Source organism: Phycicoccus avicenniae, from assembly GCF_018139485.1.
Taxonomy (GTDB): domain Bacteria; phylum Actinomycetota; class Actinomycetes; order Actinomycetales; family Dermatophilaceae; genus Phycicoccus; species Phycicoccus avicenniae.
In genome coordinates, this window is the sequence record NZ_JAGSNF010000001.1 from 296,231 (window position 1) to 321,096 (window position 24,866).

General features: G+C 74.7%; 26 protein-coding genes. 10 read left to right on the forward strand and 16 right to left on the reverse strand.

Features of this window, described 5'->3' with window-relative positions; all coding sequences use genetic code 11:
- Positions 1 to 1,077, reverse strand: a complete 1,077-nt coding sequence (locus KC207_RS01405; protein WP_211601101.1) for a zinc ribbon domain-containing protein — start codon at positions 1,075 to 1,077, stop codon at positions 1 to 3.
- A 121-nt stretch (positions 1,078 to 1,198) separates the two neighbouring features.
- Between KC207_RS01405 and KC207_RS01410 the strand changes: the two genes are divergently transcribed.
- Complete coding sequence (locus tag KC207_RS01410) at positions 1,199 to 1,798, forward strand: molybdopterin-dependent oxidoreductase (RefSeq protein ID WP_211601102.1); 600 nt, start codon at positions 1,199 to 1,201, stop codon at positions 1,796 to 1,798.
- 21 nt (positions 1,799 to 1,819) lie between these two features.
- The gene (locus KC207_RS01415) at positions 1,820 to 2,548 is read left to right on the forward strand and encodes a ferredoxin reductase (protein ID WP_249138477.1); all 729 of its coding nucleotides are present in this window, start codon (positions 1,820 to 1,822) and stop codon (positions 2,546 to 2,548) included.
- A gap of 22 nt (positions 2,549 to 2,570) precedes the next feature.
- On the opposite strand, the gene KC207_RS01420 is transcribed toward KC207_RS01415, so the two are convergent.
- Complete coding sequence (locus tag KC207_RS01420; RefSeq protein ID WP_211601103.1) at positions 2,571 to 4,925, reverse strand: ATP-binding cassette domain-containing protein; 2,355 nt, start codon at positions 4,923 to 4,925, stop codon at positions 2,571 to 2,573.
- Between the two features lie 53 nt (positions 4,926 to 4,978).
- Between KC207_RS01420 and KC207_RS01425 the strand changes: the two genes are divergently transcribed.
- Together KC207_RS01425 and KC207_RS01430 are read left to right on the forward strand one after the other, a co-directional pair.
- The gene (locus tag KC207_RS01425; protein ID WP_211601104.1) at positions 4,979 to 5,875 is read left to right on the forward strand and encodes an NAD(P)-dependent oxidoreductase; all 897 of its coding nucleotides are present in this window, start codon (positions 4,979 to 4,981) and stop codon (positions 5,873 to 5,875) included.
- 25 nt (positions 5,876 to 5,900) lie between these two features.
- Positions 5,901 to 7,277: a sensor histidine kinase gene (locus KC207_RS01430; protein ID WP_211601105.1), complete on the forward strand. Its 1,377-nt coding sequence runs from the start codon at positions 5,901 to 5,903 to the stop codon at positions 7,275 to 7,277.
- Here KC207_RS01430 and KC207_RS01435 read toward each other — a convergent pair.
- The gene (locus tag KC207_RS01435; RefSeq protein ID WP_211601106.1) at positions 7,246 to 7,935 is read right to left on the reverse strand and encodes a response regulator transcription factor; all 690 of its coding nucleotides are present in this window, start codon (positions 7,933 to 7,935) and stop codon (positions 7,246 to 7,248) included. The two genes, KC207_RS01430 and KC207_RS01435, sit on opposite strands and share 32 nt — an antisense overlap.
- 195 nt (positions 7,936 to 8,130) lie before the next feature.
- Positions 8,131 to 8,403, reverse strand: a complete 273-nt coding sequence (locus KC207_RS01440; RefSeq protein ID WP_211601107.1) for a DUF7218 family protein — start codon at positions 8,401 to 8,403, stop codon at positions 8,131 to 8,133.
- Positions 8,404 to 8,503: 100 nt separating this feature from the next.
- Between KC207_RS01440 and KC207_RS01445 the strand changes: the two genes are divergently transcribed.
- Positions 8,504 to 10,309 carry an ABC transporter ATP-binding protein gene (locus tag KC207_RS01445; protein ID WP_249138478.1) on the forward strand — a complete coding sequence of 602 codons (1,806 nt, stop codon included), beginning with the start codon at positions 8,504 to 8,506 and terminating at the stop codon, positions 10,307 to 10,309.
- Positions 10,306 to 12,186, forward strand: coding sequence for an ABC transporter ATP-binding protein (locus tag KC207_RS01450; protein WP_249138479.1), 1,881 nt, complete (start codon positions 10,306 to 10,308; stop codon positions 12,184 to 12,186). Before KC207_RS01445 ends, KC207_RS01450 begins: the two co-directional genes overlap by 4 nt.
- A gap of 19 nt (positions 12,187 to 12,205) precedes the next feature.
- Here KC207_RS01450 and KC207_RS01455 read toward each other — a convergent pair whose 3' ends face one another.
- Positions 12,206 to 12,682, reverse strand: coding sequence for a hypothetical protein (locus KC207_RS01455; protein WP_211601108.1), 477 nt, complete (start codon positions 12,680 to 12,682; stop codon positions 12,206 to 12,208).
- A gap of 68 nt (positions 12,683 to 12,750) precedes the next feature.
- Here KC207_RS01455 and KC207_RS01460 point away from each other — a divergent pair, with 68 nt between their 5' ends.
- The gene (locus KC207_RS01460; RefSeq protein ID WP_211601109.1) at positions 12,751 to 14,097 is read left to right on the forward strand and encodes an MFS transporter; all 1,347 of its coding nucleotides are present in this window, start codon (positions 12,751 to 12,753) and stop codon (positions 14,095 to 14,097) included.
- A gap of 146 nt (positions 14,098 to 14,243) precedes the next feature.
- On the opposite strand, the gene KC207_RS01465 is transcribed toward KC207_RS01460, so the two are convergent.
- From KC207_RS01465 to KC207_RS01500, 8 genes are all read right to left on the reverse strand, one after another.
- On the reverse strand, positions 14,244 to 14,750 hold the full coding sequence (locus KC207_RS01465) for a DUF8738 domain-containing protein (protein WP_211601110.1): 507 nt from the start codon (positions 14,748 to 14,750) through the stop codon (positions 14,244 to 14,246).
- Positions 14,751 to 14,812: 62 nt separating this feature from the next.
- Positions 14,813 to 15,967 (reverse strand): acyl-CoA dehydrogenase family protein, encoded by a 1,155-nt coding sequence (locus KC207_RS01470; RefSeq protein ID WP_211601111.1) that lies wholly within the window; start codon positions 15,965 to 15,967, stop codon positions 14,813 to 14,815.
- Positions 15,968 to 16,016: 49 nt separating this feature from the next.
- The gene (locus tag KC207_RS01475; protein ID WP_211601112.1) at positions 16,017 to 17,084 is read right to left on the reverse strand and encodes an ABC transporter ATP-binding protein; all 1,068 of its coding nucleotides are present in this window, start codon (positions 17,082 to 17,084) and stop codon (positions 16,017 to 16,019) included.
- A complete protein-coding gene (locus KC207_RS01480) occupies positions 17,081 to 17,929 on the reverse strand; it encodes an ABC transporter permease (protein WP_211601113.1) in 849 nt (282 codons plus the stop codon). The genes KC207_RS01475 and KC207_RS01480 overlap by 4 nt, the downstream gene beginning before the upstream one ends.
- On the reverse strand, positions 17,926 to 18,717 hold the full coding sequence (gene modA / locus KC207_RS01485; RefSeq protein ID WP_211601114.1) for a molybdate ABC transporter substrate-binding protein: 792 nt from the start codon (positions 18,715 to 18,717) through the stop codon (positions 17,926 to 17,928). The genes KC207_RS01480 and modA overlap by 4 nt, the downstream gene beginning before the upstream one ends.
- Positions 18,714 to 19,109, reverse strand: a complete 396-nt coding sequence (locus KC207_RS01490; protein WP_211601115.1) for a TOBE domain-containing protein — start codon at positions 19,107 to 19,109, stop codon at positions 18,714 to 18,716. The genes modA and KC207_RS01490 overlap by 4 nt, the downstream gene beginning before the upstream one ends.
- A 106-nt stretch (positions 19,110 to 19,215) precedes the next feature.
- Positions 19,216 to 20,058 (reverse strand): SGNH/GDSL hydrolase family protein, encoded by an 843-nt coding sequence (locus KC207_RS01495; RefSeq protein ID WP_211601116.1) that lies wholly within the window; start codon positions 20,056 to 20,058, stop codon positions 19,216 to 19,218.
- Complete coding sequence (locus KC207_RS01500) at positions 20,055 to 20,750, reverse strand: uracil-DNA glycosylase (RefSeq protein WP_211601117.1); 696 nt, start codon at positions 20,748 to 20,750, stop codon at positions 20,055 to 20,057. Before KC207_RS01500 ends, KC207_RS01495 begins: the two co-directional genes overlap by 4 nt.
- A 133-nt stretch (positions 20,751 to 20,883) precedes the next feature.
- Between KC207_RS01500 and KC207_RS01505 the strand changes: the two genes are divergently transcribed.
- From KC207_RS01505 to napA, 3 genes are all read left to right on the forward strand, one after another.
- Positions 20,884 to 21,354, forward strand: coding sequence for an ArsI/CadI family heavy metal resistance metalloenzyme (locus KC207_RS01505; protein WP_211601118.1), 471 nt, complete (start codon positions 20,884 to 20,886; stop codon positions 21,352 to 21,354).
- A gap of 43 nt (positions 21,355 to 21,397) precedes the next feature.
- Positions 21,398 to 22,078: an HAD family hydrolase gene (locus tag KC207_RS01510; RefSeq protein WP_249138480.1), complete on the forward strand. Its 681-nt coding sequence runs from the start codon at positions 21,398 to 21,400 to the stop codon at positions 22,076 to 22,078.
- Between the two features lie 74 nt (positions 22,079 to 22,152).
- On the forward strand, positions 22,153 to 22,512 hold the full coding sequence (napA, locus tag KC207_RS01515; RefSeq protein ID WP_211601120.1) for a nucleoid-associated protein NapA: 360 nt from the start codon (positions 22,153 to 22,155) through the stop codon (positions 22,510 to 22,512).
- 113 nt (positions 22,513 to 22,625) lie between these two features.
- Here the strand turns inward: napA and KC207_RS01520 are convergent, their stop codons facing one another.
- The 3 genes from KC207_RS01520 to KC207_RS01530 are packed head-to-tail and all read right to left on the reverse strand — an operon-like array spanning position 22,626 to position 24,762.
- Positions 22,626 to 23,210 (reverse strand): DUF3349 domain-containing protein, encoded by a 585-nt coding sequence (locus KC207_RS01520; RefSeq protein ID WP_211601121.1) that lies wholly within the window; start codon positions 23,208 to 23,210, stop codon positions 22,626 to 22,628.
- Between the two features lie 3 nt (positions 23,211 to 23,213).
- Positions 23,214 to 23,513, reverse strand: a complete 300-nt coding sequence (locus tag KC207_RS01525) for a hypothetical protein (protein ID WP_211601122.1) — start codon at positions 23,511 to 23,513, stop codon at positions 23,214 to 23,216.
- Between the two features lie 31 nt (positions 23,514 to 23,544).
- Complete coding sequence (locus KC207_RS01530; RefSeq protein WP_211601123.1) at positions 23,545 to 24,762, reverse strand: inorganic phosphate transporter; 1,218 nt, start codon at positions 24,760 to 24,762, stop codon at positions 23,545 to 23,547.
- Positions 24,763 to 24,866 lie beyond the last annotated feature (104 nt).

Here is a 24,866-nt window from a genome sequence, read left to right on the forward strand (position 1 = left end):
CTACCCCTCGTCGGGGCGCTCGACGTACACGACCGCGTCGTCGCCCCCGCGGCACACGACGGGCGCGGTGTCCTCGCACTCCATGGCGTACTCCTCGTCGGTGACCGGCGAGGTCGCGGTGACGGTCGCCGGGAGGTCCGGCGAGTCCTCGAGCAGGGCCCGCGTCACGGAGACCGCGAAGGGGCAGCTCGTCACGTCGTTGCCGCGGTAGGCCGTCGCGCCGCCGACCTCCTCGCACTGCTCGGCGGACGCGGGGATCTCGACCGCCTCGGGCTCGTCGGCGGACTCCTCGGCGGACGGCGACTGCGACGGGGACTCCGACGGCTCGCCCTCCGAGGACGCGGAGTCCTCGGGGCTCGGGGAGACGCTGCCGGTGGACGACGGACTCGGGGCCGCGGTCTGCGAGTCGTCGCCGTCCGGGCCGAGCAGCAGCCAGCCGGCGGCGGCGAGCAGGACGACGAGGAGGACGACGAGCGCCGGGAAGAGCACCCCGCCGCCGCGGCTCCTGCGGTCCCCGTCGACCGGGACGCCCCGGTCGTCGTAGGCGTCGGGGCCGTAGGGGTCGTGGGCGTCGTCGGCTTCGGCCCGAGGGGCGGGGGCGCCGTACGCCGCACGGACGGGCGCCGGGCCGTCGTACCTCGGCTCGTCGTACCCGTCGCCGGCGTCGTACGGGTCGTAGTGTGCGGGACCGGATCCCTGCGGCTCGGCGTCGCGCGGGTCCGGGCCGGCGGAACCGGGGTGGGCCGCCGTCGGCTGCTCGACTGCGTGGTCCTCGGGGCGGTGGACGGGTTGCTCGTCGGTCGGGGCGAGGTCCTCGTCGTACGTGCGCTCGTCGTGCCCGTGGTCGTCGTCGCCGTGGTCGCGGTCGTCCGCCGCGGCCGTCCCCACCGCGGCCGCACCCGCCCCGGGCATGATCTCGTCGTAGAGCGACGTGCTCTGCTGCGGGTAGCCGCCCTCGCCCGGCTCCGCCGTCCCGGCGAACAGGTCCAGCCCGCACTCGGAGCAGAAGCGGTCGTCCGCGCGCACGCCCGCCCCGCACTCGGGGCACGAGGCGGTCTTCCGTCCGAAAGCGCTCATCCGGTCACTGTAACGAGCCGCGGGCCGCCGGCTCCACGAGCGATCCGGGCCGCGGACGCCGTCACCGCGCGCTGCGGTCCCTGTGGCACCCTGGCCCCGTCGAGAGGGAGAGGTGGTCCGGATGGCCGTCGTGACCCGGGGCTTCCACGGCCGTCGCCGGGAGCCCGACCCGCGCATCCCGCCCGGTCAGTACCTCGAGACCGACTTCCCCGTCCTCGCCATCGGACCGACGCCGCGGGTGTCCACCGACGACTGGACGCTCACCGTCACCGACGTCGACGGGTCGAGGTCCACGCTCGACTGGCGAGGACTGCGCGCCCTGCCGGCCGAGGACGTCGAGACCGACCTGCACTGCGTCACGACGTGGAGCAAGCTCGACACCCGCTGGCGCGGCGTGCCCGTCGGCGCCGTCCTGGGGGACGCGGGGGCCGGCGCCCACCACGTCCTCGCGCACTCCGCGGACGGGTACACGACGAACCTCCCGCTCGCCGACCTCGTCGACGGCCGGGCCTGGGTGGCCTTCGAGTACGACGGCCGGCCGCTCGAGCCGTGGCACGGCGGCCCGGTCCGCCTCCTCGTCCCGCACCTGTACCTGTGGAAGTCGGCGAAGTGGCTCACGGGCCTGGAGCTGCTCCGAGAGGACAGCCCCGGCTTCTGGGAGCGGCTCGGCTACCACTCCTACGGCGACCCGTGGCGCGAGCAGCGCTACGTCGGCGACTGACCAGGTGACGGAGCAGCGCTGATGGCGGGGCCCCTGCCCTGGCTGCGGGCGCGGATGGACGACGGGTGGCTCGAGACCCGGACGGCCCGCACGCTGACCTTCGACGTCCCCGGCTGGCCCGGCCACGACCCCGGCCAGCACGTCGACGTCCGGCTCACCGCCGAGGACGGGTACACCGCCCAGCGCACGTACTCGCTCGCCTCCGCACCGGAGGAGGGGCGGCTCGTCCTCACCGTCCAGGCCGTCACCGAGGGCGAGGTATCGCCCCACCTCGTCGCGCAGATGCGCGCCGGCGACGAGTGCGAGGTGCGCGGGCCGGTCGGCGGCTGGTTCCGCTGGACCGCCGGGACGCCGGGCCCGGTCCTGCTCGTCGCGGGCGGCTCGGGCATCGTGCCCCTCATGTCGATGGTCCGCGAGAAGGCCCGCACGGGCGACCCGGCGCCCTTCCACCTCGTCTACTCGGTGCGCACGCCCGACCACGTCGTCTACACGAACGAGCTCTTCGCGCTGTCCCGGACGACGCCGGGACTCGTCGTCGACCGGCTGTACAGCCGGGGCGGGCTGCCCGACGACACCCGCGCCCCCGGCCGGCTGCGGGCCGCCGACCTGCCGGGCCCGGACGCGACCGACGTCCCGCCGGTCGTCTACGTCTGCGGGCCGACCGGGTTCGTCGAGAGCGCGACGGAGCACCTGCTGGACCTCGGGCACCGGCCGTCGGCGATCCGGACCGAGCGCTTCGGCCCCACCTGAGTCGCCGCCGGAGCGGGCGAGGTCAGGGGCCGACGTAGGCCGCGAGATGGCGGCCGGTGAGCGTCGAGGCGTCCGCGACGAGCTGTGCCGGCGTCCCCTCGAAGACGACCCGCCCGCCGTCGTGCCCCGCCCCCGGGCCGAGGTCGATGACGTGGTCGGCGTGCGCCATGACGGCCTGGTGGTGCTCGATGACGACGACGGACGTGCCGCCGTCCACGAGCCGGTCGAGCAGCCCGAGCAGCTGGTCGACGTCGGCGAGGTGCAGCCCGGTCGTCGGCTCGTCGAGGACGTAGACCCGCGCCCGCTCGCCCATCCGCACCGCGAGCTTGAGCCGCTGGCGCTCGCCGCCGGACAGCGTCGTCAGCGGCTGACCGAGCGTCACGTACCCGAGCCCGACGTCGACGAGCCGGTCGAGCACCGCGACCGCGGCCGGGACCCGGGTCTCCCCGGCACCGAACAGCGCCCGCGCCCGCTCGACGGACATCGCGAGGACGTCGGCGATGGAGTGCCCGCCGAAGGTGTGCTCGAGCACCGACGGCTGGAACCCGCGGGCGCCGCAGTCCTCGCACGGCGACTCGACCGTCGCCATCATCCCGAGGTCGGTGACGACGACCCCGGACCCCTTGCACGTCGGGCACGCGCCCTCGGAGTTCGCCGAGAACAGCGCCGGCTTCACCCCGTTCGCCTTCGCGAACGCCTTGCGGACCGGCTCGAGCAGCCCGGTGTACGTCGCGGGACTGCTGCGCCGCGACCCCTTGATCGCACTCTGGTCGACGACGACGACGCCCTCGCGCCCGGCGACCGACCCGTGGACGAGCGAGCTCTTCCCCGACCCCGCGACCCCGGTGACGACGCACAGCACCCCGAGCGGGACGTCGACGTCGACCCCCCGCAGGTTGTGCGTCGAGGCCCCACGGACCTCGAGGACCCCCGTCGGCTCGCGGACCGCGTCCTTGAGCCGGGCCCGGTCGTCCAGGTGGCGCCCCGTCACGGTGTCGCTGCGCCGCAGGTCCTCGACGGTCCCCTCGAAGCACACCGTCCCGCCGTCGGTCCCGGCGCCCGGACCGAGGTCGACGACGTGGTCGGCGATCGCGATGGTCTCCGGCTTGTGCTCGACGACGAGGACGGTGTTGCCCTTGTCACGCAGGGCGAGGAGCAGGGCGTTCATCCGCTCGATGTCGTGCGGGTGGAGCCCGACCGTCGGCTCGTCGAAGACGTACGTGACGTCGGTGAGCGAGGAGCCGAGGTGGCGGATCATCTTCGTGCGCTGCGCCTCTCCGCCGGACAGGGTCCCGGAGGGCCGGTCGAGGGAGAGGTAGCCGAGGCCGATCGCGACGAAGGAGTCCAGGAGCGCGCCCAGGGCCCGCACGAGCGGGGCGACCGTGGGCTCGTCGAGGTCGTGGACCCACGCGGCGAGGTCGCTGATCTGCATCGCGCACAGGTCGGCGATGGAGCGCCCGCCGACGAGCGAGGACCGGGCCGCGGCGGTGAGCCGGGTCCCCTCGCACTCCGGGCACGGCTGGAAGGTCACGGCCCGCTCGACGAAGGCCCGCACGTGCGGCTGCATCGCGTCGACGTCCTTGGACAGCATGGACTTACGGACCTTCGGGACGAGCCCCTCGTACGTCATCGAGATGCCGGCGACCTTGACCTTGCGCTGCTCGCCGAACAGGAAGACCTCCCGCTGCTCGGCGGTGAGGTCGCGGACCAGGACGTCGGCGGGCACGAGCCCGGACTCGGTGTACACCCGCACGAGCCACCCGTCCGGGGTGTACCCCGGGACGGTGATCGCGCCCTCGGCGAGGGTCCGCGACTCGTCGACGAGCTGCGCGAGGTCGATGTCGCTGACCCGCCCCATGCCCTCGCACCGGGGGCACATCCCGCCGAGGTAGGTCTCGCCCTCGACGACGACGGTCTCCCCGGTGGAGGTCGTCCGGGTGCCGCTCGTCGTCGACGTCGGGACGTTGAATGAGAACGCGTTGGGCGGCCCGATGGCCGGCTCGCCGCGGCGGCTGAACAGGGTGCGGAGCAGCGCGTTGGCGTCGGTCGCCGTGCCGACGGTGGAGCGCGAGTTGGCGCCCATCCGCTCCTGGTCGACGATGATCGCCGTCGTGAGCCCGTCGAGGTGGTCGACCTCGGGGCGGGCGAGGGCCGGCATGAACCCCTGGACGAACGCGCTGTAGGTCTCGTTGATCATCCGCTGCGACTCGGCGGCGACGGTCGCGAAGACGAGCGAGCTCTTGCCCGACCCGGACACCCCGGTGAAGACGGTGAGCCGGCGCTTCGGCAGGTCGACGTCGACCCCGCGCAGGGTGTTCTCGCGGGCGCCGCGCACCCGGATGAGGTCGTGCCCGTCGGCCGGGTGCGTGCTCGCCATCGCCGCAGCGTAGCGACGCGCACCGACGGTCCTCCCGTCCGAGGACCGGTGGCATGGTGAGGAGGTCCGCGGGCGCGGACGCCACGTCGTGGAAGGAGACGTCGATGCAGGTCGCGGTGCTGGGCACGGGGATCATGGGGTCGGGGATGGCGCGGTCGCTGCTGCGCGAGGGGCACGAGGTCCGGGCCTGGAACCGGTCGGCGGACCGGGCGGCCCCGCTGGCGGACGACGGTGCCGTCGTCGCGGCCTCCGTCGGGGAGGCCGTCGCGGGTTCGGACGTCGTCCTCACGATGCTGTTCGACGCGGACGCGGCGGTGGACGTCGGCCGCGAGGTCGTCGAGACCCTCGCCCCGGAGGGGGTCTGGCTGCAGTGCGGGACCGTCGGCGTCGACGGGGCGCGCCGGGTGGCCGAGGTCGGCGGTGACCGGGTGCTCGACGCGCCCGTCCTCGGGACGCGGGGGCCCGCCGAGGACGGCGCCCTCGTCGTGCTCCTCTCGGGTCCCGCGGCGCTGCGCGAGCGGGTCGCGCCCGTCCTCGGGGCCGTCGGCTCCCGGACCGTCGTCGCGGGCGACGCCGTCGGGGCGGCGAGCGCGCTCAAGCTCGCGTGCAACGCGTGGGTCGCCCTCCTCACGGCCGGGACCGGGCAGTCGCTCGCCCTCGCGGAGTCGCTCGGCGTCGACCCGCGGCTCTTCCTCGAGGCGATCGAGGGTGGTCCCGTCGACTCGCCGTACGCACGGCTCAAGGGCGGGGCGATGCTCGAGGAGGACTGGGCGACGCCGTCCTTCGCGCTCGACGGGGTCCGCAAGGACCTCGGGCTCATGGTCGAGGCCGCCGGCCCCGCGGGCGTGCCGACCGTGCTGCTCGACGCCGTCCGGGCCACGTTCGACGCGGCGTCGGAGCGGGGGCACGGGGGCGAGGACATGGCCGCCGTCCGGGCCGCCTTCGACTGACGCCCCCGCGACCTAGACTCGCCCCATGCGTGGACGGCTGGGACTGCGGAGCCGGATCCTCGTGCTCACCCTGCCCGTCGTCGTCCTCGTGAGCGCCGCGCTCGCCGGGATCGTCTACTACTCCCTCGGCCAGGTGCTGCGGGCCAGCGCCGAGGACGTGGCGCGGGCAGAGGCGGCCGAGCTGCGCAGCGAGCTCGCGGACCAGGACGTCGAGGAGGCGATGCGCAGCCACCGGGTCATCGGGGGCAACCGCATCGTCCAGGTGGTCGACCCCGCGACCGAGGAGGTCCTCGGGGCGAGCCAGGGGGCGCCCGACGTGCCCGTCGCCCTGCCCCGGCTGCGCGACGGCCAGCTGCGCGTCGGCAGCCTCGACGAGGTCCCCGGCGAGGAGAACGGGACGTGGGTCGTCGCCGCCGCCGACGCCGTCGCCTCGGACGGGGTCACCGACCTCCTCGTCCTCGTCGCCGTGCCCACCCGGGTCGAGTCGACGGCCCTCGGCCGGTCGGCGGAGTTCGCGACGATCGGCGCCATCGGGCTCGTCGCCGTGCTCGGGGCCGTGACGACCTTCGCCGTCGGCCAGGCGCTGCGGCCCGTCGAGCGGATGCGCGACCAGGTCGAGGCGGTCGCCGCCACCGGCGGAGCGGCCGGGCCCGCGCTGTCGGTGCCCGCCGGCCGGGACGAGCTGACCCGGCTCGCGGAGACGATGAACCACCTGCTCGACCGGATGAAGCGCGCCGACGCCTCGCGCCGGGCCTTCGTCGCCGACGCCGGCCACGAGCTGCGCTCCCCGCTCGCGACGATCCGGGTGCTCCTCGACCGGCTCGCCGAGGACCGTCCCGCCGCCGAGCGGCAGGCCGTCGCCGCCCGGGCCACCGCCGAGGTCGACCGGCTCACCGTCCTCGTCGGTGACCTCCTGACCCTCGCGTCCGCCGACGAGCACGCGATGGTGCTGCACCGGGCGGAGGTCGACCTCGACGACGTCGTGCTGTCCGAGACGGCCGCGCTGCGCTCGCGGGGGCTCCAGGCGGCCGTCACCGTCGAGCCCGTCCGGGTCGACGGCGACCAGGCCCGCCTCGGCCGGGTCGTGCGCAACCTGCTCGAGAACGCCGAGCGGCACCGGGACACCTCGGTCCGGGTGTCGCTGACCCGGGACGGGGAGCACGCCCGGCTCACCGTCGACAACGACGGCCCGCCGATCGCCGAGGAGGACCGGGAGCGGGTCTTCGGCCGGTTCGTGCGGCTCGACGACTCGCGCACCCGAGGGACCGGCGGCACCGGGCTGGGCCTGGCGATCGTGTCCGAGATCGCGGCGGCCCACGACGGCACGGTGCGGGCCACGGAGAGCCCGGACGGCTGGTGCCGCTTCGTCGTCAGGATTCCTGCGACCCCGGAACCGGGTTGAGCCGGTAGCCCATCCCGCGCACGGTCTCGATGATGCGGGCGTCGAAGGGGGTGTCGATCTTGCGCCGCAGGTAGCCGATGTAGACCTCGACGACGTTGTCGGCACCGGGGTAGTCCGAGTCCCAGACGTTCTCGAGGATCTCGGCCTTGCTCTGGACCTGGCCGGAGCGGCGCATCAGGTGGTGGAGCAGCGCGAACTCGCGGGCGGTGAGCTGCACCTCGCGCCCCTCGCGGGTGACCCGGCGGGTCGTCGGGTCGAGGGTGAGCCCGGCGGCCGACATCGCGACCGGCTTCTCGGGGGTGCCGCGCCGGGCGAGGGCCTGGAGCCGGGCGAGCAGGACGGGGGTGCTGAACGGCTTCGTCACGTAGTCGTCGGCGCCGAGCTCGAAGGCGTCGGTCTGGTCGAACTCGCCGTCCTTGGCCGTGAGCATGAGGACCGGCGCCCAGACCTCGTGCTCCCGCAGGTGCTTGAGGACGTCGTAGCCGTTCATCCCCGGGACCATGATGTCGAGCACGATGACGTCGTAATGTCCGGCGACGCCGCGGCGCAGCCCGTCCCGTCCGTCCTCGGCGTGGTCGACCACCCAGCCGGCCTCGCGCAGCGCCTCGCACACCGCCGAGGCGAGGGCGCGCTCGTCCTCCACGAGCAGCAGCCTCATGCCGTCCTCCTGAGACACCGCACAGCCGAGGGCCGGGACGGTGCGTCGGTCGGGGTCAGTGCGGTGTACATTACTCGCGTCCGTCCGCGCCCGTCGCGGGTCGGGCCCCCGAGCCGGCGCCCGGGAGACTCGAACCCCCTGCACGCGTCTCCCGGGCGCCTTCGCGTCGGCGGGGGAAGGACGGACGGCGGGGGGTCACCGGGACCGCAGCGCCTCGACGAGCTCGGCCTTGCGCATCGAGGAGCGTCCCTCGACGTCGAGCTCGCGGGCCCGCTGCCGGAGGTCGGCCACCGACCACTCCTCGTACGACGGGGCCTTGCCGCCCCGCTTCCCGACCGAGCGCCGAGAGGTCCGGGCCGCCGAGTTGGCGATCCGGGCCGCCTTCTCCTTGCTCGCGCCGTCCTCGCGCAGCGACTCGTAGAGCTCGTCGTCCTTCACGGACGGGCCGGGGTCCTTGCGACCGGGCATCGTTACCTCCTGGGATCGGTGGTGCTCCGTCTATCCTGACCCCGATGCGGCGGGGACGCGACCCCCGCCCCGTCGGTGGTCGGTCGTAGAGTCGAGAACGATGTCATCCTCCGCTGACCAGGGACGCACCCCCCTGGGGCCGGACCCCGACGCCACCCCACCCGCCGACGTGCGGTCGCTGTGGCGCCTGCGCGGGTACCTGCGCCCCTACGTCGGGGCGCTCGTCGTCATGCTCTCGACCGCGCTCGCCGGGGTCGGTCTCGCGATCGGCATCCCGCTCGTCATCCGCGAGATCATCGACGGCCCGGTCACCGGCGGTGACGTCGGGGCCCTCGTGCCGCTCGCCGGCCTCGCCCTCGCCCTCGGCGTCCTCGAGGCCGTGCTCACGTGGTGGCGCCGCTGGGTGCAGTCCTCGGCGGTGCTCGGGCTCGAGACGACGATCCGGCACGACCTCTACGCCCACCTCCAGCGCCTGCCGATGGCCTTCCACTCGCGGTGGCAGTCCGGCCAGCTGCTGAGCCGCGCCACGACCGACCTGTCCTCGATCCGCCGGTTCAGCGGGTTCGGGATGCTCTTCCTCCTCACCAACGTCGTCCAGGTGCTCGTGACGACCGGGGTGCTGCTCCACATGTACTGGCCGCTCGGGCTCGTCGTCGGGGCGACCGCCGTCCCCGTCGTGTGGCTCTCGATGCGTTTCGAGAAGCAGTACGTCGTCGTGTCCCGGCAGGTGCAGGACGAGCAGGGCGACCTCGCGACCCTGTCCGAGGAGGGCGCGGTCGGCATCCGCACGGTGAAGTCCTTCGGGCGCGCCGAGCACGTGTCCCGGCAGTACGAGGCGGCCGCGACGACCCTGCTCGGCACCAGCCTGCGCAAGGTGTCGCTCTCGGCCCGGTTCTGGACCTTCCTCGCGGCCATCCCGAACCTGGCCGTCGTGCTCGTCCTCGGGCTCGGGGCGGTCGGCGTCGGACGGGGCGAGCTGTCCGCGGGCGACCTCGTCGCCTTCATCACCCTGATGCTCAGCCTCGTGTGGCCGGTCAGCTCGCTCGGCGTCATCCTCGCGATGGCCCAGGAGGCGATGACCTCCTCCGCGCGGATCCTCGAGATCTTCGACACCGAGCCGACCGTCGTCGGCGGCGACCGGGTCATCGCCCACCCGCGGGGCGCGGTGCGTTTCGAGGGGGTCTCGTTCGCCTTCCCGGACGCGCCGGACGAGCCGGTGCTGCGCGGCCTCGACCTCACCCTCGAGCCGGGGGAGACCGTCGCGCTCGTCGGGGCGACCGGGTCCGGCAAGACGGCTCTGACCGCGCTGCTGCCGCGGCTCTGGGACGTCTCCGGCGGACGCGTGACGATCGACGGCGTCGACGTGCGCGACCTGCCGCTGGAGCACCTGCGCTCGCTCGTCGCGACCGCCTTCGAGGAGCCCACGCTGTTCTCGATGAGCGCCCGCGAGAACCTCACCCTCGGCCGGGCCGACGCGAGCGACGTGGAGATCGAGGAGGCGCTCGACGTGGCCCAGGCGCACTTCGTCCACGACCTGCCGTTCGGGCTCGACACCCGGATCGGCGAGCAGGGGATGGCCCTGTCCGGCGGCCAGCGGCAGCGGCTCGCCCTCGCCCGGGCCGTCCTCGCCCGTCCGAGCGTCCTCGTCCTCGACGACACCCTGTCGGCGCTCGACGTCCACACGGAGCGGCTCGTCGAGGACGCCCTGCGGCGGGTCCTCGCCGACACGACGGCGCTCGTCGTCGCCCATCGCGCCTCGACCGTCCTGCTCGCCGACCGGGTGGCCCTCCTCCAGGACGGCACGGTGACCCACGTCGGCGACCACCGGCACCTCCTCGCGACCGTCCCGGCCTACCGCGACCTGCTCGCCGCGGACGCCGACGACGACGCGGAGGTCCCCGCGTGAGCGTCCAGGACCGCCCCGCGCCCGAGGAGGTCGAGCAGGACGCGGCCGAGGAGCGCGCCGACCGGTGGCGGTGGCGCGGGTCGCTCGCCGACGTGTCCGAGGACGCGGCGGAGAACCTCACCTCCGGCAGCGGCGACGCCGCCCGCCGCCTGCTGCGCGAGCTGCTGCGGCCGTGGCACAAGGCGCTCGGGGTGCTCGTCGCGGTCGTCCTCGTCGAGAACGTCGCCCGGCTCTCGATCCCCTACCTCGTCAAGGAGGGCATCGACGTCGGCATCCCGCCGATCCGCGAGGACGACGACCTCGGTCCGCTCCTGCTCGTCGTCGGGCTCGTCCTCGTCGCCACGCTGAGCCAGGCGCTGGCCAGGCACCGCTTCCTCCTCATGCAGGGCCGGATCGGCCAGCAGGTGCTCTACCAGGTGCGCCGCCGGGTCTTCCGGCACTTCCAGGCGCTCAGCCCGGCCTTCCACGACACGTACACCTCCGGGCGGGTCATCTCCCGGCAGACCTCCGACGTCGACGCGATCTACGAGATGCTCGAGACCGGTTTCGACGGCCTCGTCACGGCGGCGCTCACCCTCGTCGGGACCGCGGGCATCCTCCTGTTCCTCGACGTCGAGCTCGGGCTCGTCGCGCTGCTCTGCGGCCCGTTCCTCGCGCTCGTGACGAACTGGTTCCGCACGGCCTCGGCCCGCAGCTACCGGGTGACCCGGGAGAAGGTCGCGCTCGTCATCGTCCACTTCGTCGAGACGATGGGCGGGGTGCGCGCCGTCCAGGCCTTCCGCCGCGAGCCGCGCAACCAGGAGATCTTCGACGACGTGGGCGACCAGTACCGCGGGGCCAGCCTCGTCGCGTTCCGGCTCGTCGCGCTCTTCATGCCGGGCATCCGGCTCATCGGCAACGTGACGATCGCCGTCGTCCTGCTCTACGGCGGCTACCGCGCGACGCAGGGCGAGGTGACGGTCGGCGTCCTCGCGGCATTCCTGCTGTACCTGCGGCAGTTCTTCGAGCCGATGATGGAGATCAGCCAGTTCTACAACACGTTCCAGTCGGCGTGCGCCGCCCTCGACAAGCTCGCCGGGGTGCTCGAGCAGCGGCCCGGGGTCCCCGAGCCCGAGGACCCCGAGGAGGTCGACGGCATCCGGGGCGAGCTGCGCTTCGAGCACGTCGGCTTCCACTACGTCGAGGGCCGTCCGGTGCTGCCCGACCTCGACCTCACGATCCCCGCGGGGCAGACGGTCGCCGTCGTCGGCACGACCGGTGCCGGGAAGACGACGCTCGCCAAGCTCGCGACCCGCTTCTACGACCCCACCGCCGGGCGGGTGCTCCTCGACGGGCACGACGTCCGGCGCCTCGCCGGCGACACCCTGCGCGCGGACGTCGTCATGGTGACCCAGGAGAACTACCTCTTCTCCGGCACGGTCGCCGACAACATCCGCTTCGGCCGTCCCGACGCCTCCATGGACGACGTCGTCGCCGCCGCGCGGGCGCTCGGCGCCCACGAGTTCATCAGCGCGATGCCCGACGGGTACGACACCGTCGTCGCGAACCAGGGCGGCCGGCTGTCCGCCGGCCAGCGGCAGCTCGTCGCGTTCGCCCGCGCGTTCCTCGCGGACCCCGCCGTCCTCATCCTCGACGAGGCGACGTCCTCGCTCGACGTGCCGTCCGAGCGGCTGGTCCAGCGGGCGCTGCGCACCGTCCTCGCGGGGCGGACGGCCGTCATCATCGCCCACCGGCTCTCGACCGTCGAGATCGCCGACCGGGTGCTGGTCATGGAGCACGGGCGGGTCGTCGAGGACGGACCGCCGGCCGTCCTCGCCGCCCGGTCCGGAGGCCGGTACGCCGACCTGCACCGGGCCTGGGAGGACTCGCTCGCCTGAGCCGGGCGTCCGGGCCGTCTCAGGCGGGGAAGTCGGCGCCGGCCGCGCGCCGGAGGTCCAGGAGCGTCCCGAGGTCGACCGAGTCACCGTCCCGGCCGCCCGCGCCGACGGTGAGCGGCGCCGACGAGGGCTCGAGGTGGATCCCGAGGAGGCGCCCGCGCAGGCTCGGCGGGACGACGAGGACGTACCAGAGGCCGTCGGTGCCCACCCCGATCGAGCGGTCCCGCCGCACGTACCAGCCCTCGACGTCCGTGCGCAGCGTCCCCCGCCCGCTGTAGGGACGTGCCTTCAGCGGCGTCGACGGCACCCCGGCGGCGCGGAGGTCCTCGGCGAAGGCGGCGACGACCGGGGCCGTCGTGCGCGCCTCGGCCTCCTTGGCCCGCCGGGCGGCGGCGTGGTGGTACTCCGCCGCCTCGGTGGCCTGCCGGCGGCGTTCGGCGCGCAGGTCCTCGGGGGACCGCGGCTGCGGCGGTCCGTGGTCGCGCTCGCTGCTCATGCCCCCATCCTCGCAACCGCGCGGCGGACACCGTCGCGAGCGTCGGGGCGGGTTCCTAGAATCGGCGGGTGACCCAGCCCGTCCTGCGCCAGGTGCACTCGATCGGGCGTCGGCGCGCCTGGGCGATCTGGGTCGTCGGCCTCTCGGTCTACGTCCTCGCGGTCTTCCACCGCACCTCGCTCGGCGTCGCCGGCCTGCTCGCCGCCGAGCGCTTCGACATCTCCGCCGCCCAGCTGTCGACGTTCACCGTCGTCCAGCTGCTCGTCTACGCCGGCATGCAGGTGCCGGTCGGGGTGCTCCTGGACCGCTTCGGCTCCAAGCGCCTCATGCTCGTCGGGCTGCTCCTGATGTCCGGGGGGCAGGCGGTGTTCGCGGTCGCCGGGTCCTTCGAGGTGGGTATCGTCGCGCGTGTCCTCATCGGCGCGGGCGACGCGATGGTCTTCACCTCGCTGCTGCGGCTCGTGGCGCTGTGGTTCCGGGTCAAGCAGGCCCCGTTCGTCACGCAGGTCACCGGGGTCACCGGCCAGCTCGGCGCCGTGGTCGCCGCGACCCCGCTCGCCGCCGCGCTCTCGGTGTGGGGCTGGACCAGGGCGTACGCCGTCGCCGCGGGCGCCGGCGTCGTGCTGTCCGTAGCGCTGCTACTCGTCGTGCGGGACTCGCCGTACCGCGGCGAGGCCGTCGAGCGGATCAAGGTGCGAGCGCTCGCCCGCACCCTCGCCGAGGTCTGGGGGAACCCGGGGACCCGGCTCGGGCTCTGGGTGCACTTCACCTCGCAGTTCAGCACGACCGTCTTCACGCTGCTGTGGGGCTTCCCGTTCCTCGTGAGCGAGGGAATGTCGACCCGTACGGCGTCGGTCGTCCTCGTCGTCATGACCGTGACGGCGATGGTCGCGGGGCCCGTCATCGCGGCGGTGACGGCCCGCTCGCCCTTCCGCCGCTCGCAGCTCGTCCTCGGCATCGTCCTGGCCATCGCGGCGTCGTGGGCGGTCGTCCTGCTGTGGCCCGGCCCCGCCCCGACGGGGCTGCTCGTCGCCCTCGCCGTCGTCACCGCCGTCGGGGGGCCCAGCTCGCTCGTGGGGTTCGACCTCGCGCGCACGTTCCACCGCTCGAGCCACCTCGGCCGGGCGAGCGGGGTCGTCAACAGCGGGGGGTTCGTCGCCTCCCTCCTGTGCATCGCCCTCATCGGCGTCGTCCTCGACGTCCGGGCGCCGGGCGGTCCGTCGGAGTACACCCTCACCGACATGCGGGTGGCGATGTCGGTCCAGTACCTCTTCTGGGCCCTCGGGGCCGTCCAGCTCGTGCGCTACCGCCGCAAGGGGCTGCGGTACGTCGAGCAGGTGAGCCCGGACGCCCTGGCGGCGCTGCGCAGCGGCGACACCCTGCTCCCGGGGATCTCGCGCGACCCCGACCGCTGACGGCGGTGACCGTGGCGCCGCGTGTCGTGCACGGCACCGTCGCCGGGTCTCCCTAGCCTGTCCGTGGGACCGGGCCGGGTACGAGACGGCCCGGTCCCGCCACGTGCGGGCGCCGGTCGGCCCGAGGGTGAGGGGGCCGGGGCGGGTCAGCCCGGGCGGACCGTGTAGCCGTCGGTGGGCTCGGCGCAGTACGTGAAGGACCCGTCGTCGCCCGCGTGGTAGGACAGCAGCTCGTCGTCGACGCTGAGCAGCAGCAGCTCGCCCTCGACCTGCATCGCGATGTAGGACTCGTCGGGCTGCGGGCAGCCGAGCGAGCCGTCGTTCCACGTCACCGGGGTGAAGGCCGCGACGACGACCCGGGGTTCCGCGACGTTCGAGCGTTTCGCGGCGTCGGCGACGGCCCGCTCGACGGCCGGGCGCTCGCGCAGCCCGGGCGGCGGGTCCGCGTCGACCGGCGGGGGGACGGTGGGGCTGGAGGACGGCTTCGGCAGCTCGCTCGGGGTGCCGGGGACGGTGTCCGGGGTCGGGGGTGTCCCGCTCGGCTGGGTGCCCGACGCGCCGTCCTGGGCCGTCCCCTCCTCGGAGGTGGCGCTGCCGCAGGCGGTGAGGCTCGCCGCGAGCAGGGCGGTGGCGATGAGGGCGGGGGCATGCATCAGGGGTCCTTCCGCTGGGGTGCTCGTCCCGGTGGGACGACGGCGGGCCGTCCGCGGTTCCGTCAGCGGGTGAGGTGCCGACCGATGACGAGGCGCTGGATCTGGTTCGTGCCCTCGAAGATCTGGGTGACCTTCGCCTCGCGCATGTACCGCTCGGCGGCGAAGTCCTGGGTGTACCCGGCGCCGCCGAGCACCTGGACGGCGTCCGTCGTCACCCGCATCGCCGTGTCGGTGGCGACGAGCTTGGCGACCGCCGCCTCCTTGCCGAAGGTGCGCCCGGCGTCCTTGAGCCGGGCGGCGTGCAGGTAGGTGGCACGGGCGCTCGTCACCGCCGCCTCCATGTCGGCGAGGAGGAACTGCAGCCCCTGGAACTGCGCGACTGGGCGGCCGAACTGCTCGCGCTCGCCGGCGTAGCCGACGGCGAGGTCGAGCGCGCCCTGGGCCAGGCCCGTCGCGGCGGCGGCGATGCCGAGCCGGCCGGCGTCGAGGGCGGACAGCGCGATCGCCATCCCCTGGCCCTCGTCCCCGATGCGGCGCTCGACGGGGACGCGGACGTCGTCGTACACGACCTCCCGGACGGTGTCGCAGTGCAGCCCCATCTTCCGCTCCGGGGTGCCGAACGACAGGCCCTCGGCGTCGGCGGGGACGACGAGGCAGGAGAGCCCCTTCCCGCCGTCGTCGGAGGTCCGGGCGAAGGTCGTGTACCAGTCGGCGTGCCCGGCGTGGCTGATCCAGGCCTTCCGTCCGCGCAGGACGTAGTGGTCGCCGTCGCGGACCGCCCGCGTCGTCATCGAGGCGATGTCGGAGCCGGCGAGCGGCTCGGAGAGGCAGTAGGCGCCGAGGGTGTCGCCGGACAGCATCGCCGGCAGCATCGCGGCCCGCTGCTCGTCGGTGCCGTACGTCGTCACGGGGAAGGCGGTGAGCGAGTGGACCGAGACGCCGACGGCGACCGACATCCACGCGCTCGCGATCTCCTCGACGACCTGGAGGTAGACCTCGTAGGGCTGGGCGTACCCGCCGTGCTCCTCGGGGTGGGGCAGGCTGAGCAGCCCCGCGGACCCGAGGGTGCGGAAGACCTCCGTCGGGAAGGACTCGCCGTCGGCGGCCGCCCGCTCGGCGTCGTCGACCCGGGGCGCGAGCTCCTTGGCGCAGATCTCGCGGGTCAGGTCGATGAGGTCCTGGCCCTCCTCGGTCGGCATGAGCCTCGTCGCTGGCATGGGCCCACGGTAGCGAGGTGGTAGGACGTCCAACCAATCGTCGACCGGGTCACCGCGGGTAGGACGTCACCTCGCTCGCCTTGACCCCCGCCCACAGCCGGGTCCCGGCCTGGAGCCGCAGGCCGGCGACCGAGCCGGCCGTCACCTCGGCGACGAGCGGGGTCTGCGCGGCGCCCACGAGCAGGCGCACCCGGGCACTCTGCCCGACGAGCTCGACCGAGCCGACCGTCGCCGACCACACGTTGCGGGTCGAGCCGTGCGGACGCTCGTCGTAGAGGGCGACGGCCGACGGGGCGAACGCCACCCAGGCGTCACGGTCGGCCCCGCCGTCCCTCGTGACGACGGGACCGAGCGCGGTCGTCACCGCGTCGCCCGCGCCGGTCCCGGAGCCCACGCCCGCGAGCAGGTTGAGGCCGACGACCTGCGCGACGTACGGGTCGCGGGGACGCTGCACGACCTCGGCCGGCGAGCCCTCCTGGACGACCCGGCCGTCCTCGACGAAGACGAGGTGGTCGGCGAGGGTCAGGGCGTCGAGGGGGTCGTGGGTGACGACGACCGTCATCCCGGCGTAGGCCCGCAGCCGGGCGGCCAGGCCGGCTCGCACGTGCGGCCGGGTCGCGGGGTCGAGGGCCGAGAGCGGCTCGTCGAGCAGGAGCAGCCGGGGGTCGGTGGCCAGGGCCCGCGCCAGGGCGACCCGCTGGGCCTGGCCGTGCGAGAGCGCAGAGGGTCGTCGGCCCGCGAGGTCGCCCACCCCGAGCGCGTCGAGCTCCTCGCGCGCCCGCCGCTCGGCGGAGCGGCGGTCGACCCCGCGGCTGCGGGGCCCGAAGGCGACGTTGGCGAGCGCGCCGAGATGGGGGAAGAGCAGGTGGTCGGCGGCGAGGAGCCCGACGGCCCGGTCCTCCGGCGCCCGGTGCACGCCGTCGCCCGCCCACGTCGCGCCGTCGACGCGGACGTGCCCGCCGTCGAGCGGCACGAGCCCCGCGAGGGCGTGGAGGGCGGTCGTCTTCCCGGCGCCGTTGGGTCCGAGGACCGCGACGACCCGGCCGTCGTCGACGGCGAGCGGCACCTCGACGGTCATCACCCCCCGGCGGACCCGCACCAGCGCGTCGAGGCTCATCGCAGCCACCGTCCGCGGAGCAGGCCGAGGACGAGCAGCGAGACGGCCAGCATCGCGATGCTCAGGGCGATCGCCGCCTGCGGGTCGTTCTGCAGGGCGACGTAGACCGCGAGCGGCGCGGTCTGGGTCCGCCCCTCGAAGTTGCCGGCGAAGGTGATCGTGGCCCCGAACTCCCCGAGCGCCCGGGCCCAGGCGAGAGCGGCGCCGGAGGCGATCCCCGGTCCGGCGAGCGGCAGCGCGACGCGGGTGAAGACCCGCAGCGGTGAGGCGCCGAGGGTCGCGGCCACGGCGTCGTACCGGGCGTCGACGCCGCGCATCGCCCCCTCGACGGCGAGGACGAAGAACGGCAGGGAGACGAAGACCTGCGCGAGGACGACCGCGGTCGGGGTGAACGGCAGGCGCAGGCCGAGGAGCTCCAGGACCGGGGCGCCGACGACCCCTCGGCGGCCGTAGGCCATGAGCAGCGCGACGCCGCCGACGACGGGGGGCAGGACGACCGGGACGGTGAGCACGGCCCGCAGCCACGACGCGGCGCGGCCGTCGGCCCGGGCGAGCAGCCAGGCGAGGGGGGTCCCGAGGACGCAGCAGACCGCGACGGTCGCGAGCGTGGTGAGCAGCGAGAGCCGGATCGCGGGCCAGACGAGCGGGGCCGAGAGGTTCTCGAGGATGCGCGGCCAGTCGGTCCGCAGGAGGAGCCCGACCAGCGGCAGCACGACGAGGGCGACACCGAGCCCGGCCGGGACGAGCAGGACGGCGCGGGAGAGGCCGGGGCGGGAGAGGCCGGGGCGCGGCCGGCGGACCGGGGCCCCGTGCTCCGGCGAGGCGCCGGGGGTGGCGGTCGTCACGGCGCGAGGAACCCCGCCTCCACGAGGGCGCTCGTGCCGTCGGTGCCGCGGACGAGGTCGGCGAACCCGACGACGTCGGGGTCCTGCGAGAACCACAGCATCGGGTAGACGAGGGTGACGTTGTCGGCGTCGGGGATCTCGACGCCGCGGACGTCGTCGCCGGCGCTCACGACGTCGGAGTGGTAGACCATCGCCGCGTCGGCCTCGCCGAGGGTGACCTTCGTGAGGGTCGCCTTGACGTCGACCTCGCGGGAGACGACGTTCGGGGTGACACCCGCGGCGGTGAGCACCTCGTCGGCGGCCTTCCCGCAGGGGACGGTGTCGGCGCACAGGACGACGTCGAGGTCGGGGTCGGCGAGGTCCGCGAGCGAGGACACCCCGCCGGGGTCGTCCGGCGGCGTCGCGATCTCGACGGTGTTGCGGGCGACGGTCGCACGGCCCGCGTCGGCGGCGACGTCCTCGGGCAGCAGGTCGAGCGCCGACTCGCCGGCGCTCGCGTACACGTCGACGGGGGCGCCCTCGGCGATCTGCTGGGCCAGCGTCGTGCTCGACCCGAAGCTGATCCGCACCGTGACGCCCGGGTTGTCGGCCTCGTAGCGCTCGGCGAGCGCCGTGAGCGGCTCGGTGAGGGACGCGGCGGCGAGGACGGTGACGACCCCCTCGCCGGTCGGGACCTCCGCGTCGGCGCTCGTGTCCTCCGTCGTCGCGGGGGAGCAGGCGGCGAGGCCGAGGGCCGCGACGATGGCGGCGGCTGCGGCCGGCGTCGCGCGGGGTCCGCGGGCGGTCACTGCGGGACCCCGACGACGACGTTCGTCGACTTGATCGACGCGACGGCGACGCTGCCGACCTCGAGGCCGAGGGACTCGACGGCCTCGCGGGAGAGCAGCGAGACGATGCGGAACGGTCCGCACTGCATCTCCACCTGCGCCATGACGGTGTCGGTGACGACCCGGGTGACGACGCCCCGCATCCGGTTGCGGGCGGACTCGTCGGCGACCGTGCCGACCGCCGCCGGTCGGGCGATCTCCTGGGCGAGGGCGGCGAGGGCGGCGCCCTCGACGACGAGCCGTCCGGCGTCGTCGCGCGTCGCCGGGAGCCGGTCGGCGTCGACCATCCGGCGCACGGTGTCGTCGGACACCCCGAGCAGCTCGGCCGCGTCACTGATCCGCATCTGCGTCATGGCTGGGAGCATACCGACGCATCTGCGGCACCGTGGCCCGTCCGGTCGGACGGTGCGTGGTGGCGTGGTGACGCTCCACGACGGCGTGCCGCGCCCGGCCGTCCGCTCAGCCGTCGGGGAGGGTCTGGTCCGTCCGGCGCTCGTCGGGGTCGCGGACGTACTCGAGGGTGGGTCGCTTCGGCTCGCGGCCGTCCCCCGAGGAGGTCCCCCGCACCCGGCGCTCGACCCACGGTCCCGCATGGGTCCGCGCCCACGCGGCGTGGCCGCGCAGTGCCTCGGACCGTCCGGGCCGGGCCTGGGGCGGCAGGGGCGCGGACCAGTCGCCGTCGTCCGTCTCGTGTCCGAGCGCGGTGAGCGCCGCGAGCGCCACCCGGCGGTGCCCCTCCGTCGTGAGGTGGATCCGGTCCTCGGACCACATCCGCCAGTCCTGCAGGGCGGTCATGCCCCAGAGGTTGAGGACCGCGCACCCGTGCCGCTGGGCGATCGTGAAGAGGTTGGCGCTGTGCACCGCGTGCCGACCGCGCAGCGCCTTGAAGAGCCCGGCCGCCCGGGTGTCGGTCGGGGTCGCGAGGAGGACGTCGGCGCCGGTCGCGCGGATCCGCACGACGGCCTCCTCGAGACGGGCGGCGAGCCCGTCGAGGTCGACGCTCGGGCGGAGCAGGTCGTTGCCGCCGCCGACCATCGACACCAGGTCCGGCGACATCGCGAGCGCCGCGTCGAGCTGCGGGCCGACGACGTCGGCCAGGGTGCGGCCGCGGACGGCGAGGTTGGCGTAGCCGAAGGGCAGGTGCTCGCGGTCCGCGAGCGCGTCGAGGTGGCCGGCGAGCCGGTCGGCCCACCCGACGAAGGCGTCGTCGTGGTCCGGGTCCGGGTCGGACAGCCCCTCGGTGAAGGAGTCGCCGATCGCGACGTAGCGGCACCAGACGCGGTCGGTGGGGGGTGTCGTCACGGGAGCCTCCAGTCGACGGGGTCGGCGCCGGCCTGCCGGAGCAGGTCGTTCGCGCGGGAGAAGGGACGCGAGCCGAAGAAGCCGTTCCGGGCGGACAGCGGGCTGGGGTGGGCCGACTCGACGCACGGCACACCGGTGAGGTGCGGGGCGAGCGAGCGGGCGTCGCGGCCCCAGAGGATCGCGACGAGCGGTCCGCCCCGCTCGACGAGCGCCTCGATGGCCCGGCCGGTCACCTCCTCCCAGCCCTTGCCGCGGTGGCTCGCGGGGGCGCCGGGACGCACGGTGAGGACCCGGTTCAGGAGCAGGACCCCCTGGTCGGCCCACGGGGTGAGGTCGCCGCTGGTCGGCCGGGGGTGGCCGAGGTCGCACTCGAGCTCGGTGAAGACGTTGACGAGGCTGCGGGGGACCGGTCTGACGTCCGGCGCGACCGAGAACGAGAGCCCGACGGCATGGCCGGGGGTGGGGTAGGGGTCCTGGCCGACGACGAGCACCCGGACGGCCTCGAGCGGGCGCTGGAACGCGCGCAGGACGTGCGCGCCACCGGGCAGGTAGCCGTGCCCGGCGGCGACCTCCTCGCGCAGGAACTCCCCGAGCCGGGCGACCGTGGGCTCGACGGGCGCGAGCGCCGCGGCCCACGACGGGTGGACGAGCTCGTGGAGCGGCTTCGGGGGGGTCGGGGCGGGAGTGGTCATCGTCGTCAGCCTAGGACCCCGCGGACCACCGGACGGCCATCGGAGTATTGACAACCGTCGATGCCACGGGAGATGCTCGGTATCGACCGTCATCGATACCGTCGGTCGCCGTCCCCACCAGGAGGTCCTCCCGATGAGCCCGTCCCCCCAGCGCGTCCAGCTCGCGCTCAACGTGTCCGACGTCGCCGCCGCGGTCGACTTCTACTCCGCGATGTTCGGCGTCGCCCCGCACAAGCGCCGACCCGGCTACGCGAACTTCGAGGTCACCGAGCCGCCGCTCAAGCTCGTGCTCGTCGAGGACGCCGAGCGGGCCCCGGGCACCGCCGGCGCGCTGAACCACCTCGGGGTCGAGGTCGGGTCCACGGCGGACGTCGACGCGGCGCGGCGGCGGTTCACGGCGGCGGGCCTCGCCTCCTTCGACGAGGACGACTCGACGTGCTGCTTCGCCCTGCAGGACAAGGTCTGGGTGCACGACGTCGACGGCGCCCCGTGGGAGGTGTACACCGTCAAGGACGACGACCCCGCCGACGCGCGGGACGCGGGGAACCGCCCGCTGTCGCGCCCCGCCGGTGGCGGCTCGACCGACGCCGCCGCCTGCTGCTGACCCCCGGCCGCCGGTCCGGTCCGGGCCCGGCAGGATGGGCGCCGTGACGACCCCCACCCCGTTCCGGCCCGTCGTGCTCTTCGACCTCGACGGCACGCTCGTCGACACCATCCCGCTCATCGTCGCCTCGTACCGGCACGCCTTCTTCACGGTGCTCGGCGAGGAGGTCGACGAGGCCAGGGCGCGGGCGTGGATCGGCCGGCCCCTCCTCGAGGCCCTCCTCGAGGAGTCCCCGGAGCACGGCCACGCCCTCGACGCGGAGTACCGCCGGTGGAACCTCGCGAACACCGAGCGGCTCATCCGGCGGGTCGACGGGGTGCCCCGTCTGCTCGCCGACCTCGCCGCGGCGGGGGTCCGCACGGCGGTCGTCACCTCCAAGCGCCGCGAGACCGCGGCGCTCGCCCTCGCGGCGGCCGGCATCGAGGACGCCGTCGAGGTCGTCGCCGGGCTCGAGGACACCGCGCGCCACAAGCCCGCCCCCGACCCGCTGCTCCACGGTGCGGCGGCCCTCGGCGTCGACACCTCCGAGTGCGTCTACGTCGGCGACGCCGTCGTCGACCTGCGCGCCGCGCGCGCGGCCGGCTGCGCCGCGGTGGCGGTCACGTGGGGCGCCGGCGACCGGGCGGCGCTCGTCGAGGAGGCCCCGGACGCCGTCGTCGACGACGTCACCGCGCTCGCGGCCGCCCTGCTCGGGACCGGCCCCGACCCCGCTCGTCGGGGCTGATGGGGCGGGTGTGACTCGTGAGTCGGCCGCGTCGGCGGATGTCCAGCCGACACGCGGTGGAGCCGTCCAGGGGAATGACAGCCGTGTCATTCGGCCGGTACAGTGAGCGCGAGCCGCAGCACACAACCGAAGGGTCGAGGACAACCGTGAGCGCCGCGTCCGAACAGGTCACCACCGTCGCACCGGGTCTCTCCGAGCGCGACCGGGAGATCCTGGCGTTCGAGCGCCAGTGGTGGAAGTACGCCGGCTCCAAGGAGACGGCGATCAAGGAGCTCTTCGACATGAGCTCCACGCGCTACTACCAGGTGCTCAACGCCCTCATCGACAACCCCGTCGCGCTCGCCCACGACCCGATGCTCGTCAAGCGCCTCCGGCGGCTGCGCGCCAGCCGCCAGCGGGCCCGCTCGGCCCGCCGCCTCGGCATGGAGCCCTGACACCGGCCCCCCAGAGCCAGTGACGCCCGTCCGTGAGGGAAGCCGGACGGGCGTCGCTGTGGGTGCGGGTCGGCGCGTGCGGCATCGGTGCCGTCCGCCCCGGAACCGCCCGGTCAGATCTCGGGGTCGGGGAACTCCGTCGGCCAGCCCTTCTTCGCGAGCTGGTCGCGCACCCGCTGCAGGTCGTCACGGCTCGGCTCGACGTGGGTGTACGAGGTGATCATCGCGGCGATGTCCTCCGGCCCCGCCGGGCTGACGTCGGCCTTGCGCAGCGCCTTGGCCACCTTCTTCACCTCGGACCGGGTGAGCCGGCGCTCGAGGAGGGCCAGCAGCGGCAGGTAGTCGTGCTCGGGGACGCCTCCGGGGTAGCCCTCGCGCAGCCAGTGCACGATCCGGGCCAGCGGGCTGCCCTCCCGGGGGGTGTCGTCCTCGTCCTCCGCCGCGCCGCCGAGCGGCCACCCGCCGAGGGCGAGCCGGGCCGAGACGGTCCGCACGTCGGACTCCTCGGGGACGAGGGCCCGCAGCGCGGTCCCCGAGAGGATCCCCTCGTCCGCGAACCGGCGGAGGAGGTCGTGGGTCGCCTCGGTGCCCATGCGCTCCTGGAGGATCGAGGCGAGCGCCGCCGCCTCGGTGTCGGCGACGCCGTCGGGGAACCCCGCCCGGACCCAGGCGAGGACGTCGGTCGAGAGCTGCGCCATCGCTCAGCCCTCGTCGACGAGCGTCGGGAGCACCGGGTCGAAGACGACCTCCTTGCCGAAGCCGCCGGCGACGACGACCGTGATGCCGAGGGCGACCCCGGCGACGACGACGGCGAAGCAGAGGCCGGCGAGGAGGCGGCCGACCGGGTGCGGCGGCGCCTGCTGGACCTCGGCGTCGCCCCCGGCCCCGTAGGCCATGGCGCGGATGCCGAGCGCGAAGACGGCCGGCATCCCGGCGCCGAGGACCAGCCCGACGAGCAGGACCTGGAGCGCTCCCTCGAGCGCGAACTCGATGTTGTGCACGGGTCGTCCTTCCGGTGGACGTGCGGTGGGGTCAGTGGACGTTCTTGCGGGAGCGTTGCGGACGGGCGCCGCCGTCCCACTCCTCGTTGACGTTGTGGGCGTTGATCGGCGCCTGCCGCGAGCGGTGGTACATCCACCCGGCGAGGCCCGCGAGGACGAGGAAGACGACGATGCCGCCGAGCGCCCCGCCGAGGGCGTTGCCGACGACGTACATGAGCGCGCCGACGAGCCCGGCCGAGGGGAGCGTGATCGCCCACGCGGCCACCATCCGCCCGGCGACGCTCCACCGCACCTGGGCTCCCGGGCGTCCGACGCCGGAGCCGAGGATCGAGCCGGTGGCGACGTGCGTCGTCGACAGGGCGAAGCCGAGGTGGCTCGAGGAGAGGATGACCGCCGCGGAGCTCGACTCGGCTGCCATGCCCTGGGCGGGGGAGATCTCGATGAGCCCCTTGCCGAGAGTGCGGATGATCCGCCAGCCGCCGAGGTAGGTGCCGAGGGCGATGGCGGCGGCGGCCGACACCTTGACCCACAGCGGGATCGCCTCGAGGTCGGTCCACTGCCCGGCCGCGATGAGCGCGAGGGTCATCACGCCCATCGTCTTCTGGGCGTCGTTCGTGCCGTGGGCGAGGGAGACGAGCGAGGCGCTGCCGATCTGGCCCCACCGGAACCCCCGTTGGCGGTAGCGGTCGGCGACCCCCGACGTGATCCGGAAGACCAGCCACGTCCCGACGGCGGCGACCGCGATGGCGATGGCCGGCGAGATGAGGGCCGGCAGGAGGATCTTGCCGACGACGCCGTCGAGCTTCGTCCCGTCGCCGGTCCAGTTGACCCCGCTGACGCCGAGGCCGGCGAGCGTCGAGCCGACGAGCCCGCCGAGGAGGGCGTGCGACGAGCTCGACGGCAGGCCGTAGAGCCACGTGAAGAGGTTCCACACGATGCCGCCGACGAGGCCCGCGAGCACGATGAGCAGGAGGTTCTCCCCGCCGCCGGCGAGCAGCTCGGCCCGCGGGGCGCCGTCGCTGTTCTGCAGGTTGACGACGGCGTTGGTCACCGTGAGCGCGACCTCGACGGACAGGAAGGCCCCGACGAGGTTGAGGACCGCGGACAGCGCGACGGCCACCTTGGGGCGCAGCGCCCCGGTGGCGATCGAGGTCGCCATGGCGTTGCCGGTGTCGTGGAAGCCGTTCGTGAAGTCGAAGGCCAGTGCGGTCACGATGACGAGCACGAGGATGAGGGTCGCTGCGTCCACGAGCGACCATCATGGGGTCGACACCTGCGCATCACCACATCGGTGTCCCGCGTTCACCGGATGTTCACCCGGGAGGGCGCGGGTGCGAGGCCGGCGGCCACGCC